This window comes from Paenibacillus rhizophilus, from assembly GCF_003854965.1.
GTDB classification, from domain to species: domain Bacteria; phylum Bacillota; class Bacilli; order Paenibacillales; family Paenibacillaceae; genus Paenibacillus_AQ; species Paenibacillus_AQ rhizophilus.
Genome location: NZ_RQPI01000011.1, coordinates 64,135 through 83,815 on the forward strand (window position 1 = coordinate 64,135; position 19,681 = coordinate 83,815).

Consider the following 19,681-nt stretch of genomic DNA (forward strand, 5'->3'; position numbering starts at 1 on the left):
ACAAAACTTGGTGCATGCTTACGAAGCCAGTTTTGCGAAGTTGTTCAAGGATGCTTATGCTAACAAAACTTTTAGGAGGCATGGATGATGAAAAAAGTGAAAAAAGTGATTATCCCCGCAGCCGGTTTAGGAACCCGTTTTCTTCCCGCAACGAAAGCAATGCCCAAGGAAATGCTGCCCATCATCAACAAGCCTACTATTCAGTACATTGTGGAGGAAGCGATCGCTTCCGGCATCGAGGACATCATTATCGTAACCGGTAAAGGTAAACGGGCGATCGAAGACCACTTCGACAACGCCTTCGAGCTGGAATCGCGGCTGCTTGAGGATGGCAAGCTGGAACTGCTCAAGGAGGTACAACGTTCGTCCAAGGTTGAAATTCACTATATCCGGCAAAAGGAACCCAAAGGCCTGGGCCATGCGGTCTGGTGCGCAAGACGGTTTATCGGCGACGAGCCGTTCGGCGTAATGCTCGGGGACGATATCGTTACCGGACAGACGCCGTGCCTCAAACAGCTGATCGACCAGTACGAGGAAACGCAGAACTCGGTCATCGGCGTGCAGGAAATTCCCGACGAGTTCACCAATCGGTACGGCATTATCGAGCCGGATTTGCAGGACGGCCGTCTGTACCGCGTCCACAACTTTGTCGAGAAGCCGGCGCTGGGCACCGCTCCTTCCAACCTGGCCATTATGGGCCGGTACGTGTTCACACCGAAAATCTTTAAATATCTCGATTTGCAGGAGAAGGGCGCTGGCGGCGAAATCCAGTTGACCGACGCGATCCAAAAGCTGAATCAAAGCGAGCGGGTCTATGCCTACAATTTCGATGGAACGAGATACGACGTCGGGGAACGGCTGGGGTACATTTTGACAACAATGGAGTTCGCTTTGCAGAACAAGGATTTGCGCTATCCCCTCATGGATGCCATGGCCGAATGGTTAAGCAAGGCGGAACAAGCCACAAGTTGATAGATTAAAGTGTTACACATATTTTATGGGCCATTCTTTCAAGGAGGATTGAGAGGGAAATGAGCATGCAAAAAATGCCGGATGACGCTGAGCAGATTCTGTCGAGCCTTTATGTGCTGCATGCCGAAGAAGCGCAGGAAACCAATTCTTACCTGGTTATGAAACGGGTAATCGACATCCTTTTTTCCGCTCTGTGTCTCTTCTTGCTGCTGCCCCTGTTTGCCGTAGTCGCGATACTGATTAAGCTTGACGACCCGAAAGGGAAAGTGTTCTTCCGGCAGACTCGCATAGGCAAGGACGAGAAGCCGTTCGAGATGTACAAGTTCAGATCCATGATCGCGAATGCGGAGGAACTGAAAAAGAATCTGATGGCTTACAACGAGGTCAGCGGGGCGATGTTCAAAATGAAGAACGACCCCCGCATCACACGGATGGGCAGGTTTTTACGCAAAACCAGCATCGACGAGTTGCCTCAGCTGTGGAACGTGCTGGTCGGCAACATGAGTCTGGTCGGCCCCCGGCCTCCTCTTCCAGATGAAGTGGCGCAGTATACGGAGTACGACAAGCAGCGGCTGACCGTCACCCCGGGATGCACGGGCTACTGGCAGGTGCACGCTCGGAACAGCGTCGGATTCGAAGAAATGGTCCAGCTGGACCTTACGTACATTCGGATGCGGAGCACGGCGCTCGATCTTAAGATTATCGTCAAGACGGGCCTTATGCTGCTAGGATCGAAAAACGCTTATTAATTCAGAAATTAGGTGATGCCCATGTTAGAGCAAGGAGACGTACCCCGGCTGTCAATCATCATCTGCACTTACAATCGGGCCGGGCTGTTATCCAAAACGCTGGATTCCCTGCTCGGGCTCGAAATGCTGGATGAGGCGGAGGTCATTGTGGTCGATAATCGCTCGACCGACGATACGGCGTTCGTCGTGAAGCGGTTCATGGACAAGTATGAAAATATGATCCAAATGAGATATTTGCTGGAGCCGGTTCAAGGACTGTCGGCGGCCCGCAATTCGGGAATTCTGGCGGCGAAATCGACGCTGATCGCCTTTCTCGACGATGATGCGCTGCCTGTCCGGACTTGGGTTTCAACGATTGTAAACACCATGGAAAGCAAGCCGGCAGTGATGGCCATGGGCGGGAAGGTTGCTCCTATCTTTGAAAACGGGAGGCCGGAGTGGCTGATCAAGCCGTTTGAGTTCCCTTATACGATCATGGATTTGGGCAACCGGATCAAAGAGTATCCCGGCAAGTTCCACCCCTGCGGCGCCAACATGGCGATGAGGCGTGAAGTCTTCAATCTGAGCCTCTTCCCGCTGGAGCTTGGCCGCAAAGGGGAGTCGCTCTTGTCGGGCGAGGAAACCTGGCTGTTCGGGAGAATCCGGAAAGAAGGACAATCCATTCTTTATCATCCGCAGATGGCGGTGGACCATTTCGTTCCGGCGAGCCGCCTGACGGAGAACTGGATCATGAAACGGTATTACAGTCAGGGGCTGTCCAACGCTCTCGGAAGCAGCGGCCCGATGGGCACCCTGCTTCTTTGGGGGAAGACGGGGGCTAAACTTCTGTATATCGCCGTGGATTCCGTTTTGTCCGCGATATCCGGAAGCCAGGGAAGAAAGCTGCTGAACAAATGCAGGCTGGAGAGCGTCCGCGGTACGCTCCATATGCTGCGGAATCGAAATCGGGAATCGGCGACGGGGTGAATGGATGATGATAAGCGGCCACCGGGCTTCCAAATTGTATGCACTGCCGTACGGAATGCTCTTTCTCATGTCGGCTCTGTTTCTCGGTACGACAGTGATTTACAAGCCGGCTGTCGCGGTTGCCGCTGTCGGTTTGCTCCTTATGCTCGTCGTATCCCTGACCCGGCCGGATTATATCAGCTATTTCGTACTGCTGACCACGGCAATATCGATCAATTTTCTGTATGGCGGAAGCCTTTTCGGAATGGAAATATTGTCGCTGTATAAGCTGGCCATGCTGGCGCTGCTCGTGCCCTGCATCCTCGTCAACGGCCTGCGCTTCAAGCTCAGTTATCCGCTGTTGGCCTTGCTCGCGATGGTATTTATGACCTTTACGGTCTCCATCTGGCTTCCCCAGATGACATCTCAGATTGCGGTCAAGGCATTCATCGGACTGTCTCTGCCGTTCATGTTCCTGCTGATCAACTGGAAAAAAGAAGTGGCCCAGCGGCACATCTACTTGATCTGCCTGCTCCCGACGGTAAGCCTGGTGATCGGAGCGCTGCTGCAGGCGGCCCATCTTCACCCCATGCTGAATGTGGAATTCACCGGCGCGGTGCGGATTCAAGGGGCGAATATCCCGTCGCATCTGGCGATGCTCGCCTTTCTTGGAACGGTGATTCCGTTCATTGAGCTGAAGCGAAATCCGGGCCATGAGCGGTTTTATTACAGCATACTGGCCGTGAATTTCGTGACGCTGATCGGTACGGGAACAAGAGGGCCCCTCCTCGCGCTGCTCCCAATGGCTCTCTATTACTTCTTCGACATTTTCCGGCGCTATCTGAAAGGCAAAACCCGTTATTTGATTCCACTGCTGTGTTCGGTAGCGGTCATTGCCGGAGCCGTGTTCATGCAGTGGGACAATATCAAGAAGCGGTCCTTCGAAAGGCAGACCAGCGAGGGGATCGACCTGTCGGGACGGTCGGAAGCCTGGACTTACTTTTTGGATAAAGCGTCGGGTTCTCCTATTTCGGGAAGAGGCTTGGGCGCCGTGACGGTGGCCAATGACGGTACGTTGTTTATAGGCTTTGTCGTTCCCCACAACGAATATATCCGGTTTTACTTCGACGGGGGGTATATCGGCTCGATTCTGCTGTGGCTGTCGTTAATGGCTGTGTTCCTTCTGGTTTGCAGAGCTTTGGCGCCGCCGGTAAAAAAATATTACCTGCTCTTAATAGCAGCGTTTCTGGTTTATTCGTTTTCTGATAATACGCTGTCGACGGTCCAATTCATTATTCCGTTCTGTTGGTACCTGAACTGCCTGTATCGGGCTTCGCAGCCAACCGATTCCCCACAAAAAGAAGTGATACGATGAATCAAGTAAACATGTTCGATGTCAACTTTAACAATTATGATTTCATGGATCTGCTGGAGTATATCGATACCACGATCCGGGAACGAAACCATTCCTACATTCTGACCTGCAATGTGGATCATGTGATCAAGCTGCGCAAGGACCAGGAATTCCGGACGGTCTATTCCGAAGCGGGCGCTGTGGTCGCGGACGGGATGCCCCTCATATGGGCTTCCAAGATGCTGGGCAAGCCGCTTAAGCAGAAGGTCTCCGGAGCCGATCTGTTCAGCAGATTGGGGCATGCGTTTCAGCAGCGGAAATACCGGCTGTTCTTCCTTGGCTCCGCCGAAGGCGTGCCGGAACGGGCGACGAAGAACCTGAAGGCCGCATACCCGGACATCAACATCGTCGGCTGCTATTCTCCATCCTACGGCTTTGAGAACAACGAGGAAGAGAACAAGCGGATTATAGGGATGCTCAATGAAACCCGGCCGGACATCGTGTTCGTCGGCGTTGGAGCTCCCAAGCAGGAGAAATGGATCTACCGCAATTATCTGTCCTACCGAGCGCCGATTTCGATCGGTGTCGGAGCAACCTTCGACTTTCTGTCCGGATCGGTTAAGAGGGCCCCGGATTTCATGCAAAAAACGGGGCTGGAATGGTTCTGGAGGCTTAGCCAGGAGCCGGGACGGCTGTGGAAGCGGTATTTGGTCGACGATGCTCAGTTTCTGGTTCTTCTGCTGAAGGAACTGCGCAAACGGGAAAAAGCGAACGGACAGAGCTTCGAATAAAGGCATATCCGCAAGGAACTGGAGGTGTATGAGACGATGACAAGCCGCTATTCGGGCAGCAGCACCGGCCTTCCGCTGCCGGGGAATCTTCGCGCATTGGCAACAGCGGGCATCTTTACGGCGGTTTGTGCGGTTGTGCCGCTGATGATCGGCTTTGTCAGCGCGAAGCTCAGTTCCTCGAGCAGCTTGCAGCTGGCTATCGTGTCGGCACTCCTGTTTCCGGCCTTTCTGCTCGCCCTGCTGAAGCCGCGGCTGCTCGTTTCCTACACGCTGCTGGTCTGGGCCATCGCTCCCGAATTGCGCCGGCTCGCCGACTGGAGTGAAGGAGCCTACCATACCGTCTCATTGCTTAGCCTAGCCCCGCTGCTCGCGGGGGCGACGGTCGCCATACCGGTTATGCGCGAGATTCATACCATCAAGCGGCCCTTTATGCGGCTTATGCTGCTGTTCGCGGTTCCGCTCGGATACGCCACCCTGATCGGCTTGGCCAAGAACGGCGTCGGTTCGGCGTACGATCTCCTGAATTACCTGGTTCCGCTGCTGCTGCTGCCGTATTTTGCGGTAACGCCGTTTACGGCCCGTGATATCGACAAGCTGCTCGGCACCTACGCCAATCTCGCGGTTATGGTTGCCGTGTACGGCATCATTCAGTACTTGACGGTGCCCGCGTGGGATGCCTTCTGGATGCGGAATTCAGGCATGAATTCCATCGGTACGCCGCATCCGCTGGAGGTCAGAGTCTTCTCCACCCTGAACTCGCCGGGACCCGCCGCAACCTTTCTCGTGTTTGCGCTGGTGCCGATGATCCTTGAGAAGCGGTGGCGGGGGGCCTTCAGTTGGATCGGCGTTCTGCTTGTGGTCGTTTGTCTGCTGACCACGCTCGTCCGCGCATCCTGGCTTGTACTGCTGGTTATGCTTCTCGTCTATATCGCTTCCTCCTCTTCCAAAGGCAAGTGGAAGACACTGGTTCAGGTGCTCTTTGTGGCTCTCGCACTATTCTGGATCGTTCCGAAGCTTCCGGGAGCGGAGGGGCTGACCGCCCGAATGGAGACCCTCTCATCCATTAAAGAGGATCGCTCGTATAATGATCGGCTCAACCTGCTGGGAAGCATGATCCCGGCTATTAAATCGAATCCGGTAGGCCAGGGAATCGGCAGCGTCGGACAAAGTACGAAGCTTGGCAACAGCGGCGAGCTTGGCGAATACGGCATTATGGACAACGGCTTCATTGCCCTGATGCTCACCTTCGGCGCACCGGGCGGCCTGCTGTTTTTTATCGCACTTGGCGCGGTCGCCAAGCAGATATTCGGCAGAGTCGCCGGCACGAACCGGCTTCAGCTATATGGCAGGCTGGCCCTCGCGGCATGGGTCGGCGCAGTGGCCGGGCTTGTGTCGGACAACGGATTCTCCGGACTTAAGGGCTACCTGATCTGGATGCTGATCGCTCTTGGCCTCGGCGCCAGAGAGAGGATGAACAGCAGAAAGAAGGAAACGGCCCGAGCCGCGGCCGAACCTGAAGCCGTAAGCGCGCAGGTTCGGTGCGGAGAGGCAGGCTGCTTCGAAATGCCGGCCGTTCCGCAAGTCGTTACGGCTGAGACGAAGACGACAATGAATTCCTATATGGGCAAGAAAACAATGGATGCGAACGGTTAGAAAAAGGAGGAAACCTGCATGAATTCAGTGTCAAGCGTGCTTGCCGGCTGCGACCCGATTTCCGCGGTCAATACCGTCCGAAATGACGAAATCCGGAATGAACGCCGGCCGTTCGCCGAAGAGATTGTGTTCGATGAGGGAAGCGGGGATGGGGCGATGCAGATCGCGGACAGCCACGACATCCCGGATCATGTGCGAATTCATAGTCGGCTTCAAACCCTCCGGGCATTACGGACTTTAAGGTCAAGCCAGGCGGAGAAAGTACGGGAGAAGGGAGGAAGAAGCTATGTCTTATCATGACGGATTGAACATTATGTCGACCGGCCTTAGCTGGCCGTCGGTGCAGCCCGGAGGGCTCAACACGTACTTCAAATCTGTCTGTGAGCAGCTCTCTTCCCGCAACCGGGTGCAGGCGCTGATTTGCAGCAGGGAGAAGCCTGAAACTTCCGAGGAGCTGATTATTCACAACGCCGGCGATCCGAAAGAAGCGATTTGGAAGCGAAAAGACGCATTTCAGAGAAAGGCGTCGGAACTGTTTAGCGGCGATAAGGACCGGGTTGATATCCTGTACTCCCATTTTGCTCCTTACGGAGTCGGCCCGGCCGTCGAGGCGAAGAAGCGCGGCATCCCGGTAGTCATGACGTTCCACGGCCCCTGGAATGAGGAAATGAAAATCGAAGGCCAGGGCATCAAGCATCAAGTCAAGACCGCGATTGCCAAGTCCATCGAACGCAAGGCCTACCGGCTGGCGGATAAGTTCATCGTCCTCAGCGAGACGTTCCGCGATATTCTGCATTCGCTGCACGGTATTCCGCTTCACAAGATCGTCGTCATTCCCGGCGCGGCCAACATCGACCGTTTCATTCCATCCGGGAACCGGCTCGCGGTCCGGCGGATGCTGAACCTGCCGGAAGGCGCGACTACGGTGCTGACGGTCCGCAGATTGGTGAACCGGATGGGACTCTTGCAGCTGCTCGAAGCCTGGCGGTCCGTGTCGGAGCGCTTCCCGAACTCCATCCTGCTGATCGGCGGAAAAGGTCCCTTGAGGGCGGAGCTGGAAGAGCGGATCGCCGATTACGGGCTGTCGAGCAAGGTCAGACTGCTCGGTTATATCCCCGATCATGAGCTGGCTTCGTATTATCAGGCGGCCGACCTGTTCGTCGTTCCGTCGCAGGCTCTGGAGGGCTTCGGCCTGATTACGGCAGAGGCGCTGGCGAGCGGGCTACCGGTAATGGCGACGCCGATCGGCGGCAACCGGGAAATTCTGCAGAACTTCCGCCCGGAGCTGCTCTTCAAGAGCTCATCCGCCGCGGATATGGCTGAAGGGATTTCCCATATGCTGGGCAACCGCAGACTCCTTCCCAGCCGGGAAGAATGCAGGGAGCATGTGCTGGAAAAGTACACCTGGGAGCATGTCGCGGATCAAGTGGAGACAGTATTCAGAGAGGTTATGGGGAAGGGAGAGACGCTGAATGCTCAGAGTGGCGTATATCGATCACACGGCTAGATGGAGCGGCGGCGAAGTGGCGCTGTTCAACATTCTTACCCATATAGGTGAACAGGTTGACCCGCTCGTAATTCTGGCGGAGGAAGGCGCGCTGGCCGACCGCTTGCGCGACAAAGGAATCGACGTCCGGATCGTTCCGCTGGACGAGAGCATCCGAAGCCGCGGGCGCAACACCGTCAATCTTGGCGCGCCGGCCGCGGCCATGAAGCTGCTGGCCTATGGGCGGAGGCTCGCTCCGCTGCTGAAGAAAGAACGGGTTGCCTGCGTGCATACCAATTCCCTGAAATCGGCGCTGTACGGAACGGTTGCCGCCAAGATGGCCGGCGTACCGCTGATCTGGCATATCCGCGACCACATTGGCGCGCCTTACCTGAAGCCGGTTGTCGCCAAAGCCATCCGGCTGCTCTCGCGTCTGCTGCCCAACGGCGTCATCGCCAACTCGAAGTCCACGCTCAGCGCGCTTGAGCTGCCGCGTTCCAAGAAGACGCTGGTCGTCTATTCCGCCTTCGCCAAAGCGATCGGCGGCGTGGCCGGACGCGCGGACCAGAAGGACTTCAACGTCCTGCTGGTAGGGCGGCTGGCCGAATGGAAGGGGCAGCATATTTTGCTGGAAGCGGCGAAGAAGCTGCGGAGCAACGGGCGGGTCAAGTTCTGGCTGGCTGGCGACGCCCTCTTCGGCGAAGACGAATATAAGAAGAAGCTGATCGCGACGATCGAGCGCGAGGGGCTGAACAATGTAAGTCTCCTGGGACATGTCGAGGACATTCAGGGATTGATGCAACAAGCGGATCTGCTCGTGCACACTTCGATTACGCCGGAGCCTTTCGGCCAGGTGATCGTCGAAGGGATGGCGGCGGGTCTGCCGGTAATCGCGTCCAACGAGGGAGGACCGGTTGAAATCGTTGTGCCGGGAGAGACAGGACTGCTCATTGAGCCTGGAAACCCGGCCATCCTTGCGGAATCGATCAATTGGATGCTCGATCATCCCGAAGAGAGGGAGAGAATGGCGGAAGCCGGGATCAAGCGGGTAAAAGAACATTTCGTGATCGAGAACACGGTTAAAGAGATTGTCGCTTACTATAAAGGCCTGCTGGCGGGCACCTGACGAACATACGTAAGAGCGGATATCACCTGTGAAGCAAGCAGGCGGCATGGCAGCCGCTTCTTGACAAACATTGCTCCATCAAACGTTGAGGATGATTCACATGAAAATTGCGATAGCGCATGATTACTTAATCCAAATGGGCGGGGCGGAGAGAGTGGTGGAGGTTTTTCACCATATGTATCCGGAAGCTCCGATCTTCACGACGGTTTTTAACGGAAGCGGCCTGACCGAGAATCTCAAGGACGCGGATATCCGGGCCTCCTGGCTGCAAAAAATTCCGGGAGTGAAGGCCAATTTTAAAGGGGTGCTGCCGCTTTATCCCATGGCTATCCGCGATCTGGACTTCCGCGGGTTCGATATCGTTCTGAGTTCCAGCAGCGCGTTTATGAAGAGCATTCAGGTGCCCAAGCGCACATTTCATCTCTGCTACTGCCACACCCCGATGAGATTCGCCTGGGACTATGACACCTATATGGAACGGCAGTCGAATTCCGGTCTATTCAAAAGAGTGCTGAAGCTCTACATCCAACAGCTCAAAATGTGGGACCAGCGGACTTCCAAAAATGTGAACCAGTTCGTTGCCAACTCTTCCGTCGTCAAGAGCCGGATACAGAACTACTACCACCGGGACGCCGATGTTATCTTCCCGCCCATTAATACATCCCGCTTTACCAGCTCAAGCTCCATCGGCGATTACTATCTGATCGTCTCCAGGCTGGTATCCTACAAGCGGATCGATCTGGCAGTCGAAGCCTTCAACCGCAACGGGCTGAAGCTGCTCATTGTCGGCGACGGCCCCGACCGGAAGCGGCTGGAGGGGATGGCCAAGAGCAACGTGAAATTCCTCGGCCGGCTTGAAGACGACCAGGTCACCGGGCTGATGTCGCAGTGCCGGGCGTATATTTTTCCCGGGGAAGAGGACTTTGGCATAACGCCGCTGGAGGCGAACGCCGCGGGAAGACCGGTTATCGCTTATCAGGCGGGTGGAGCGCTGGACACGATTGTGCCTTATGTAAACGGTGTGTTTTTCAAACGGCAGGAGGTTGATGATTTGCTTCGGGCGATTTCCGAAGTGGAATCGTATGCGTGGGATGTCGGAAAAATTGTGAAGCACGCGCAAAAATTCGATGAACAAACTTTTATGGTGCAGTTCAAGCAGTATGTCGAACAGGCGTATGTGAACTTTCTAAAAGGAGGATGAAGATATGAATCTGGCGGTAATCGGCACCGGCTATGTCGGCCTTGTATCCGGCGTATGCTTTACACTTGGGGGTAACCATGTCATTTGCGTCGACAAGGATGAGGACAAAATAGCCAGATTGGGACAGATGAAGTCGCCCATCTACGAACCGGGAATTGAGGCGCTGATCGAAATGAACCTGAAAGAGGGGAGATTGCACTTCTCTTCCGATCTTCAGGAATCGGTACGCCGCTCTGATATCGTCATCCTCGCTGTCGGCACGCCGTCACTTCCAAACGGCGAAGCGGATCTGCAGTACATCGAAAACGCGGCGGCGGATATCGGACGGGCGATGGAAGGCTATAAAATCATCATGACGAAATCCACCGTTCCCGTGGGAACCAACGAGAAAATCCGTCAGATCATCGCCGCGAGCACCGGTTATCCGTTTGATATCGTATCGGCGCCTGAATTCCTGCGGGAAGGCTCGGCCATCCAGGATACGCTGCATCCCGACCGGATCATCATCGGCCTTGACAACCCTGCCCTTGAGCCTGTCATGCGAGAGCTTCATCAGGGCTTCACCGACAATATTGTCGTCACCGACATCCGCAGCGCGGAGATGATCAAATACGCTTCGAACGCTTTTCTGGCAACCAAAATCTCGTTCATCAACGAAATCGCCAATATTTGCGAAAAGGTCGGCGCGGATGTGACCGAGGTGGCCGAGGGAATGGGCCTCGACCGGCGGATCGGCTCCTCCTTCCTCCAGGCCGGCATCGGGTACGGCGGCTCCTGCTTCCCCAAAGATACGAAGGCGCTCATCCAGATTGCGGGGAACGTCGACTACGAATTCAAGCTGCTGAAATCGGTGGTCGAAGTCAATCAGGGGCAGCGGTTCATGATTCTTGCCAAGCTCCATGAATCGCTCGGCAGCCTGCAGGGCGCGAGCATCGGCATTTGGGGACTCGCCTTCAAGCCGAACACCGACGATGTGCGTGAATCGCCGGCAAGGGAAATCATCGAGGCGCTGGTTAAGGAAGGGGCGCATGTGAAGGTGTACGATCCGATCGCCGCAGACAATTTCCGGCAGCAGTATAATCACCCGCTGATTCACTGGTGCGCCGTGCCGGAGGAAGCGGCGTCCGGCAGCGACGCGCTCTGCCTGCTGACGGATTGGGCCGTGTTCAAGGATATCGATCTGCACCTTCTGGCCGCAGGAATGCACAAGCCGATCCTGATCGACGGGCGCAACGTCTACTCCAAAGAACAAATCGAAGGAACCGGACTGGAATATTATTCGGTGGGACGCCCGCGTATGGGCGGACTCAGCGGCTTTTCCCCAAGTGTGGCAGGCGCGGTGTAATGGTGATTGTGGATGGCCCGCGGTGGCCTGAGCCAAACGGCGAGGCCGCAGAGGAAGCAAGTTAACCGCGGCGCCGCCGCTCCAAAGGATGTCCCGTTAGGAAGCAGGCAGTTCACGGCTATATCATGACCATTTTGAGGGAGGGTATCATTATGAAACTGGTATTATTGTCAGGCGGTTCGGGAAAACGGCTGTGGCCTCTGTCCAACGACTCTCGGTCGAAACAGTTTCTGAAGGTGCTGGAAAGCCCGCTCGGCGAGCCGGAATCGATGGTCCAGCGGGTATGGCGGCAGCTGGGAGAAGCGGGACTCGCGGAATCGTCGTATTTGGCGACAGGCCGCGGACAGGTGGAAATGATACAGAGCCAGCTCGGCGGGGACGTCAAGATCATCGTTGAGCCCGAGCGCCGCGATACCTTTCCGGCCATTGCGCTCACGGCTGTCTATCTGTATTCGGTAGAGGGCGTTCTTCCGGATGAGACCGTGGCGATTCTGCCGGTCGATCCGTATGTGGAGGGCTCCTTCTTCGGCGCGGTTTCAGAGCTGGAACAGGCGCTTGACGCCACCGGCGCGAACCTGGCGCTGATCGGTGTCGTGCCGGAGCATCCTTCGGAGAAATACGGCTACATTATTCCTTCGGGCGGTGAAGCCCAGGAGAACGGGGTTATGCCAGTGAGCGGTTTCCTTGAGAAGCCGGATCGCCTGCGGGCCGAGGAATTGATCGGCCAGGGCGCTTTGTGGAACTGCGGCGTGTTCGCCTTCCGGCTGGGGTATCTGCTTAATATTTTGCAGCAAAAAGGGCTGCCTTTAACTTACGAGGAGCTGCAGAAGCAGTACAAGCTGCTCTCTTCCATCAGCTTCGATTACGAAGTGGTTGAACAGGAAGACAAGATCGTCGTCCAGCCGTATGACGGGTTCTGGAAGGACTTGGGCACCTGGAATACGCTGACCGAGGAAATGGCGAGCAACCAAATGGGCAGGGGCGTTATGACCGAGGATTCCTCGACCAGCTGCCTTGTCAACGAGCTTGATATTCCGATTACGGTAATCGGTCTACAGGATGTGATTATCGCGGCGAGTCCCGACGGCATTCTCGTCACCCACAAATCGGAAAGTCCGCGCATCAAGGAAGTGCTGAAGGGCACCGAGCAGAGACCGATGTACGAGGAACGCCGCTGGGGCCACTACCGGGTCATCGATTATGTGAAATACGAGGAAAGCAATGAAGTGCTGACCAAGCGGATATTTATCGGCGAAGGAAAAAACATCAGCTACCAATACCATCTCAAACGCAGTGAAATCTGGACATTCATCAGCGGGGAAGCGAGCATTATCCTTAACGAGAAAATGCACAAGGTAAAAGCGGGCGACGTTGTGCGCATACCGGCAGGAACGAAGCACAGCATTCTCGCTTTGACTGATGTTGAATTCATCGAAGTACAGACCGGCTCGGAGCTGGTGGAAGAGGATAATATTCGCATAACACTGGATTGGAAGGATATTGAACTGCAGCAATTTATCTCTTAAAAGGGTCCGATTGATTAATAACCTACTTATTAACCATATTAGCAGGTCTTTAAACAGGTCTTTCGACTCATTTATTAAATAAATATGAAAATCAGTCTTCATCAATAATTGCATATCGTCGATATGTACGGTAGAAGGTTAAGCCTTCCAATACGACAAAGGCAAACCTATCGCGAGGTAGGGACGCAAAGCCACAGGGCCTCTTCATTTTAGAGAGGTAGCCTGGCCACCGAAAGGAAGATCGAATTGAAAGTTCACCGCACGTATCGACTGTTCTGCATGCTGGTATCTCTGTCTTTGCTCCTGACATTTGTTCCGTTTATGGGCGGAGGAAGTGCTTCGACCGTCTCAGCGGCGGCTGCGCCCGCAGCGCCTGTCAACCCGGATGCATCACCCGAAGCGGTCAGGCTGCTGAGTTACCTGAATTCCATTTCCGGTACCCGCATCATCACCGGCCAGCACGACTACCTGGAAAGCCCGGACGAATTCAGCAACAAGCTTCAAGTAACGAGCAGCAGATATGCGGCTCTCCACGGATATGAGCTTGGCGCGATCAACGGCCAAACGGACGGCGCCGTAACATGGCTCCGGCAAAATGTCGTGAGCAGCGCAATCAAATGGCACAAGGCCGGCGGCATCGTCGCCATGACGTTCCACGAGAATCTGCCCGGAACGACATACGATTGGGCCAATGTGCAGAAGTCGTTGTCCCAGGCCGATTTCGACAAGTATGTCACGCCTGGAACCACGCAGTACCAAAGCTTGATTACTGAACTCGACAAAGTGGCGGTATCGCTGAAAACCCTGCGCGATGCGGGAGTGCCCGTTCTGTGGCGGCCTTATCACGAAATGAATGGGGGCTGGTTCTGGTGGGGCCAGAAGAGCAATTTCACCGCCCTCTGGAATATTATGTATGACCGTTTTGTCAATGTTCATAAACTGAACAACCTGTTGTGGGTGTGGAGCCCGAATGCTCCGAACAGCTGGGCCGATCCTTACGTTAAGACCTATCCCGGAGCGGATAAAGTGGATATTCTGGCGGCGGACATTTACAACAAGGATTTCAGACAGAGTTATTATGACGACCTGCTCAGTTTGGCTGCCGGCAAGCCGATTGGCATTGGCGAAAATGGTGAAATGCCCGATCCAGCGATGCTGCCCAAATATCAGAGCAAATGGGTCTTTATGATGACTTGGGGCAAAATGCTTTACGATAACAACAGCACGACTATAATCAAGAGCTTTCTGAACAACGGATTTACTTTAACCCGCGATGAGATTATTACGGCTATGGCTTCGTATACGGTGCCAACGCTGTTGCCAAGCGCAACGCCGAGTCCGACACCGTCGCCAAGCCCGACACCGACGCCAACACCGTCGCCGAGCCCAACTCCGACGCCAAGCCCGACACCGACGCCAACACTGTCGCCGAGCCCAACTCCGACGCCAACACCGTCGCCGAGCCCGACGCCAACACCGTCGCCGAGCCCAACGCCGACGCCAACACCGTCGCCGAGCCCAACGCCGACGCCAACACCCACGCCGAGTCCGACGCCGACGCCAACAAATCAGCTGACCGGCGGAGGTTCGGGTACAGGAAGCTCGACGCTGTCGGACGACTCTGACCAGACTGCGCCGCTGCCCCGCAACGGTCTGCTGGGCGAATATTTTGCCAACGAGCAGCTTTCCGGTACGCCTGCGCTGGTGCGGGAAGAATCGGCCATCGATTTCAACTGGGGATACGGAACGCCGGACAGTTCGGTCGGCCCCGACCATTTTTCCGTCCGCTGGAGCGGTAAAATCAAGCCTCTTTACAGTGAGAACTATTCCTTCTATACAAGCTCGGATGATGGGATTAAAGTATGGGTCAACGGAGTTGCCGTCATTACCAGCTGGTCCGCTCAGTACGGAGTAGAGCGGAAGGGAAGAATCGACCTGGAAGCCGGGAAACTGTACGACATTAAAGTTGAATATTACGATAATACGGGAGGCGCCAAAGCGCGTCTGATGTGGGAGAGCAGCAGCCAGATTAAGGAAACCGTTCCTTCCAGCGCGTTTTACCTTTCTGAATCTCTTTGATATATCTTTTACGGCCGTCTTCGCGGGGGGCCGCCGATACTTATAAATTACATTGCATTCTATTCATTTGAGCCTTGTCAGGCCCTGCTTTTTACAGCAGGGCTTCTAAGCTATAAGCCCCATTTGGGGAATCACCGTCTTTCCCTCATTTGGGAAGACGGCTTCTCCGGCGGCATTCCTGGCTTAAGAAAGGAAGATCGAATTGAAAAAATCCTCTAAGTATCGGTTGTTCGTTTCGGTTGTGCCTTTGATCCTGATTATGTCTCTGCTGCCGTGGATAAATTCCGAAAGCCCGCCCAAGTCAGTAATCCAGACACCGCCCGTGCCCGTTAATCCGTCTGCTTCGGACGAAGCGCGGGATCTGCTTGATTACCTGGCGGGCTTAAGCGGCAAGAGCCTGATATCCGGCCAGCACGATTATCTGGAAAGCCCGGATGAATTCAATAGCAAGCTCGAGAAGGCTACCGGCAAATATGCCGTGCTTCACGGTTACGAGCTTGGAGCCATCAACGGCCAGTCGCAGGGCACGATCGACCGCCAGCGGAATGCGGTTGTGCAAAGCGCCATCAACTGGTATAAAAGCGGCGGGATCGTAGCCATGACCTTTCATGAAAATCTTCCCGGCACCTCTCCAGCCTGGTCCAATGTCTCCATGAGTCTGAGCCAAAGCGAGTTCGACGCCTATGTTACTCCCGGCACGGCCCAGTATAACAGCCTCATTGCAGACCTGGATCAAACCGCCGTGTATTTGAAGCAATTGCAGAGCGCAGGAGTCCCCGTTTTGTGGAGACCTTACCATGAAATGAACGGCGGCTGGTTCTGGTGGGGAAAGAAAAATAATTTTTCAGCGCTCTGGGATATTATGTATGACCGATTTGTGGGTAAACATAAATTAAACAATCTGCTCTGGGTATGGAATCCGAATGCGCCCAATGGGTATGCCGACGCTTACGCGTCCTATTATCCGGGTGCGGACAAAGTCGATATCCTGGCAGCGGATATTTACAATAACGATTTTCAGCAGACCTATTACGACAGTCTGCTGAAGCTTGCGGACGGCAAGCCGATTGCCATCGGCGAGAGCGGCGAGCTTCCCGATCCTCAGGTGCTTGCCAAGAGCCAGAGCAAATGGGTCTATGTGATGACCTGGGGGAAAATGCTGACCGAGAATAACAGCCAGCAAGAAATTAACAGCTTCATGAACGCCGATTACACGTTGTCCAGAGATGATTTTATCAAATTGTTGGATAAGGAGACTGTAGCCGCTGGCAACGGGCTGCGGGGAGATTACTTTTCCAACAAGGAACTGGAAGGCAAGCCGGTTATTAGCAAGACCGACGCCAATTTGGACTTGAGCTGGCAGGATGGGGCGCCCGGGGAAACTGTGGACACGAACTTCTTCTCCGTGAGATGGCAAGGCCGCCTCAAAGCTCCGGGCACCGGAACCTATTCGATCAAAGCGGTGTCTGACGACGGTGTGCGAATTTGGATCGGAGGCAAGCTTATCATCGACAGCTGGGTGCCTCAGAACGATGTTGCCCGAGCAGGAACTATCAAATTGAAGGAGAACACTTTTTACGACATCAAAGTGGAGTACTTCGAGAATAAAGGCAAAGCCGATATCAAGCTGCTCTGGCAAGGACCGGGGCGGCCGGAAGAGGTCATTCCCCCGAAAGTGCTTTTTCTACCCGACTGAACAATGATTCCCAACCGGGAAGTCGGACTTCTTGAGAAAGCGAGGACAGGAAATGAGAGAACCAGGAAAAGCTCAACCCTTAGCCGTACTTCTAAAGCTTGCAGGATTTATCATCTTATTTCTGCTGTCTGTCTCTTTTTTTGGGAACGAAGGCGCGGAAGAAACCGGTATGCCCAAGCTTTCCACCGATTATAAGACGGCGCCCGTTGCCCCGCCGGGGAAAACAATCTGGCAGCTGGGCAGCCGGAATGAATCGGCCGGCGAGTTCTCGCCTAAGGATTCTTCGTCCGCGGCGAGCACCGTCAGCATGGATACGTCAACGCTTGACACGAGGGAGCTTAAAAAAGTTCCATCCGGTCTTAACGGCAAAAGCTTGCCCGAACTGCGCATATCTTATAGCTTGAACAAAATTCCCGCAAACGGGGTATTGTTTCAGGTCAGCATTCTCGACGCCTATAAATCGGTTCCGCAGATGGCGGCTTTCTCCAACAGCCAGCTGTCGGGGATTATTCAGATCGCGGGCGTGGCGGGAACGGGCAGCGGATACGATTTTCGTAAAACATACGAATTGTATATTCCGAAGGAACAGCTGAAGGTCGGCAATAATGAGCTCAAGCTGAAAGCGGCCCGTTCCCTGTATGCGTCGAATGCAGAGGACCAATATTCATGGTGGACGTGGGACGATCTCAGCCTGCGGTCGCTGGATTCCCCGATCAGCGAGCCGATTCACGGCAGTTATGTGCTTACAGGCACGATGGTCGCCAACAAGCAGTTTTATTTTGATACAGGCGCCACTACTCATCTGCCGTACATTATGAAATGGCTGGGCGTGGCCTATAGCGGCAATATTATGAGGACGGGCGGCGCCAGCGATGTAAGCTTTTCCCGTTCCGATTTGGAGAATTACTATAAAGTGCTTAAGGATTACAATATGCAGTCGGTTGCGCTGTACTTGTACACCGGGGATATCAAGCTAAATGCGGACGGCTCATTGCCGGAAAGCGCGAAGAAGAAGCTGACCGATTATTTTCACCAATACGGCTCCTATTTTCAGTATTACGAGGTGGACAACGAACCCGGATTGTTTAACCGCTCCAAAGCGGTCAATTTGGCGATTGCCGATTGGCTGAACAAGGAGGGCAAACAAATCGCGCCCCATCTGAAGACGGTTGCTCCGGGCTGGGCGTATTGGCCGACATACAGGGAAGATTCCTGCGGAAACCAGAGGGGAGACGTCAAGCAATGCGGCGATCCGGACGGCTGGGAACGCGATTCGGCGCAGCGGCTGGAGCTGGAGAAGGTTACCGATCTGACGAACGGACATTCTTACGGGGACTCTTACGTCGCCAAGAACGGCGGCAGCTTTACCGAGAACCTGAAGACGTTCCAAGGCTCGAATGACGGACTTCCCAAAAAAATGCTGGTCACAGAGTTCGGCACCTCCGACACCCATGTGGACGATTATCATTACGGGGCGAAGGAGCGGACGTCAGCGGTATTCGACCGGATTATGAGAGCCCATATCGGCTATACGGATATGTTCGTGCAGCACGCCGCCTTTTTCTACAACTTCAGCCTGTTTCAGTTCAAAAACGTCAATCTGAAAACTCACGATCCGGCCAAGACGGAGATTTATTACACGAAAGAAGGCGAGGATTCCCGCGTCCGCATCATGCGCAGAATGAGCTTGGCCTATGCGACTCACGGAGCCCCGCTTACCTACAGTCTTCTGAACAAAAGCATGCTCGCCGACAAACTGGTATACGTCCGGGCCGTGGATACATCCAAGCTGGCTCCGCTCGCAGGGAGCAACGCGACCTCGAACAAAGTGCTGGTGAACTTCGTCAACTTCGAGAACACGCCGCAGACCGTAAGCGTCAAAGTCAACATGCCCAAGCAAACGGCGTACGAGGGAGAACGTTTCGGAGACGGCGACACGTATGAAGAAGCGCGCCGCTACGTGACCGGGCTGCATGCGGGACCTGGTCTGACTTTTACAGAAACGCTGGCGCCGGGAGAAGCGGTTCAATATATTTTGCAGCCTTCCTCGGCAGTAGGAGAAGAGGCGCCCAAAAGCCTGACTGCCACCGCGGTCAGAGGGACCTCCGTACAGCTGAACTGGCTGGAATCTCCCGGAACCGGCTATGATGTCCTCCGCGCGGAGGGTGCGGAAAGTGAACTGAAACAGATCGCCTCTAAGATTACAGCCACTTCTTACATCGACCGTGCGCTGAAAGAGGGAGTTCTTTATACTTACGGGGTGCGGGTAACGGGCAAAACGCTGCTGTCGGCGAAGGCGCAAATTACGGCTACCGGACTTGTGCCGCTGGACCGGACCGGGTGGCAGGTCTCGGACAATTTGAACCAGAGCCCAAAAAAGCGTTTTTATATGATCGACGGAGATCCGAGTACCCGTTGGGATAGCGGAAAAAATATGACTTCCGGCGAAACGATTCAGATTGACATGGGAACCTCACATACCATGGAGGCCGTCCAAATGGACACCTCCAAGTCGCCTTACGATTATCCGAGGGTATACACCATTTATGTATCGGAAGATGCGCAAAACTGGCAGCAGATTGCTTCGGGTAGGGGAAGAAAGGACAACAGCATGTATCCTTTTGCTCCGGCAAGGGGAAGGTACGTCAGAATCGTTCAGACCGGAGCCGGCGGGAATTTCTGGTCCATCCATGAATTGCAAATATATTCGAGAGAGTAGGCGAAGACGCCGGAGCTTGAATTGGCGGTGCCGATATTC

Annotated in this window: 15 protein-coding genes and 1 riboswitch; all 15 genes read left to right on the forward strand. The window is 54.7% G+C overall.

Features of this window, described 5'->3' with window-relative positions; genetic code table 11:
• Positions 1 to 87: 87 nt before the first annotated feature.
• The 15 genes from galU to EH198_RS17410 all read left to right on the forward strand — a co-directional run bounded on the left by galU (position 88) and on the right by EH198_RS17410 (position 19,642).
• Positions 88 to 972, forward strand: coding sequence for a UTP--glucose-1-phosphate uridylyltransferase GalU (gene galU / locus EH198_RS17340; RefSeq protein WP_179034338.1), 885 nt, complete (start codon positions 88 to 90; stop codon positions 970 to 972).
• 59 nt (positions 973 to 1,031) lie between these two features.
• The gene (locus EH198_RS17345) at positions 1,032 to 1,721 is read left to right on the forward strand and encodes a sugar transferase (RefSeq protein WP_124696785.1); all 690 of its coding nucleotides are present in this window, start codon (positions 1,032 to 1,034) and stop codon (positions 1,719 to 1,721) included.
• Between the two features lie 21 nt (positions 1,722 to 1,742).
• Positions 1,743 to 2,687 (forward strand): glycosyltransferase, encoded by a 945-nt coding sequence (locus EH198_RS17350; protein ID WP_124696786.1) that lies wholly within the window; start codon positions 1,743 to 1,745, stop codon positions 2,685 to 2,687.
• Between the two features lie 34 nt (positions 2,688 to 2,721).
• Positions 2,722 to 4,041, forward strand: a complete 1,320-nt coding sequence (locus EH198_RS17355; RefSeq protein WP_246014389.1) for an O-antigen ligase family protein — start codon at positions 2,722 to 2,724, stop codon at positions 4,039 to 4,041.
• On the forward strand, positions 4,038 to 4,811 hold the full coding sequence (locus EH198_RS17360; RefSeq protein WP_124696787.1) for a WecB/TagA/CpsF family glycosyltransferase: 774 nt from the start codon (positions 4,038 to 4,040) through the stop codon (positions 4,809 to 4,811). Before EH198_RS17355 ends, EH198_RS17360 begins: the two co-directional genes overlap by 4 nt.
• 36 nt (positions 4,812 to 4,847) lie before the next feature.
• Positions 4,848 to 6,464 (forward strand): O-antigen ligase family protein, encoded by a 1,617-nt coding sequence (locus tag EH198_RS17365; protein WP_124696788.1) that lies wholly within the window; start codon positions 4,848 to 4,850, stop codon positions 6,462 to 6,464.
• An 18-nt stretch (positions 6,465 to 6,482) separates the two neighbouring features.
• On the forward strand, positions 6,483 to 6,764 hold the full coding sequence (locus EH198_RS17370; protein WP_124696789.1) for a hypothetical protein: 282 nt from the start codon (positions 6,483 to 6,485) through the stop codon (positions 6,762 to 6,764).
• Positions 6,751 to 7,971, forward strand: a complete 1,221-nt coding sequence (locus EH198_RS17375) for a glycosyltransferase family 4 protein (protein WP_124696790.1) — start codon at positions 6,751 to 6,753, stop codon at positions 7,969 to 7,971. Before EH198_RS17370 ends, EH198_RS17375 begins: the two co-directional genes overlap by 14 nt.
• Positions 7,937 to 9,076 (forward strand): glycosyltransferase family 4 protein, encoded by a 1,140-nt coding sequence (locus EH198_RS17380; protein WP_124696791.1) that lies wholly within the window; start codon positions 7,937 to 7,939, stop codon positions 9,074 to 9,076. The genes EH198_RS17375 and EH198_RS17380 overlap by 35 nt, the downstream gene beginning before the upstream one ends.
• A gap of 100 nt (positions 9,077 to 9,176) precedes the next feature.
• Complete coding sequence (locus EH198_RS17385; protein ID WP_124696792.1) at positions 9,177 to 10,277, forward strand: glycosyltransferase; 1,101 nt, start codon at positions 9,177 to 9,179, stop codon at positions 10,275 to 10,277.
• Positions 10,278 to 10,281: 4 nt separating this feature from the next.
• Positions 10,282 to 11,622 carry a UDP-glucose dehydrogenase family protein gene (locus tag EH198_RS17390; protein WP_124696793.1) on the forward strand — a complete coding sequence of 447 codons (1,341 nt, stop codon included), beginning with the start codon at positions 10,282 to 10,284 and terminating at the stop codon, positions 11,620 to 11,622.
• Positions 11,623 to 11,774: 152 nt separating this feature from the next.
• Positions 11,775 to 13,148 carry a sugar phosphate nucleotidyltransferase gene (locus tag EH198_RS17395; RefSeq protein ID WP_124696794.1) on the forward strand — a complete coding sequence of 458 codons (1,374 nt, stop codon included), beginning with the start codon at positions 11,775 to 11,777 and terminating at the stop codon, positions 13,146 to 13,148.
• 150 nt (positions 13,149 to 13,298) lie between these two features.
• A riboswitch (cyclic di-GMP riboswitch) is annotated at positions 13,299 to 13,382 on the forward strand.
• 12 nt (positions 13,383 to 13,394) lie between these two features.
• On the forward strand, positions 13,395 to 15,227 hold the full coding sequence (locus EH198_RS24760) for a glycosyl hydrolase (protein ID WP_185702942.1): 1,833 nt from the start codon (positions 13,395 to 13,397) through the stop codon (positions 15,225 to 15,227).
• Positions 15,228 to 15,429: 202 nt separating this feature from the next.
• Positions 15,430 to 16,923: a glycosyl hydrolase gene (locus EH198_RS17405; RefSeq protein ID WP_246014391.1), complete on the forward strand. Its 1,494-nt coding sequence runs from the start codon at positions 15,430 to 15,432 to the stop codon at positions 16,921 to 16,923.
• A gap of 52 nt (positions 16,924 to 16,975) precedes the next feature.
• Positions 16,976 to 19,642 carry a discoidin domain-containing protein gene (locus EH198_RS17410; RefSeq protein WP_379309186.1) on the forward strand — a complete coding sequence of 889 codons (2,667 nt, stop codon included), beginning with the start codon at positions 16,976 to 16,978 and terminating at the stop codon, positions 19,640 to 19,642.
• Positions 19,643 to 19,681 lie beyond the last annotated feature (39 nt).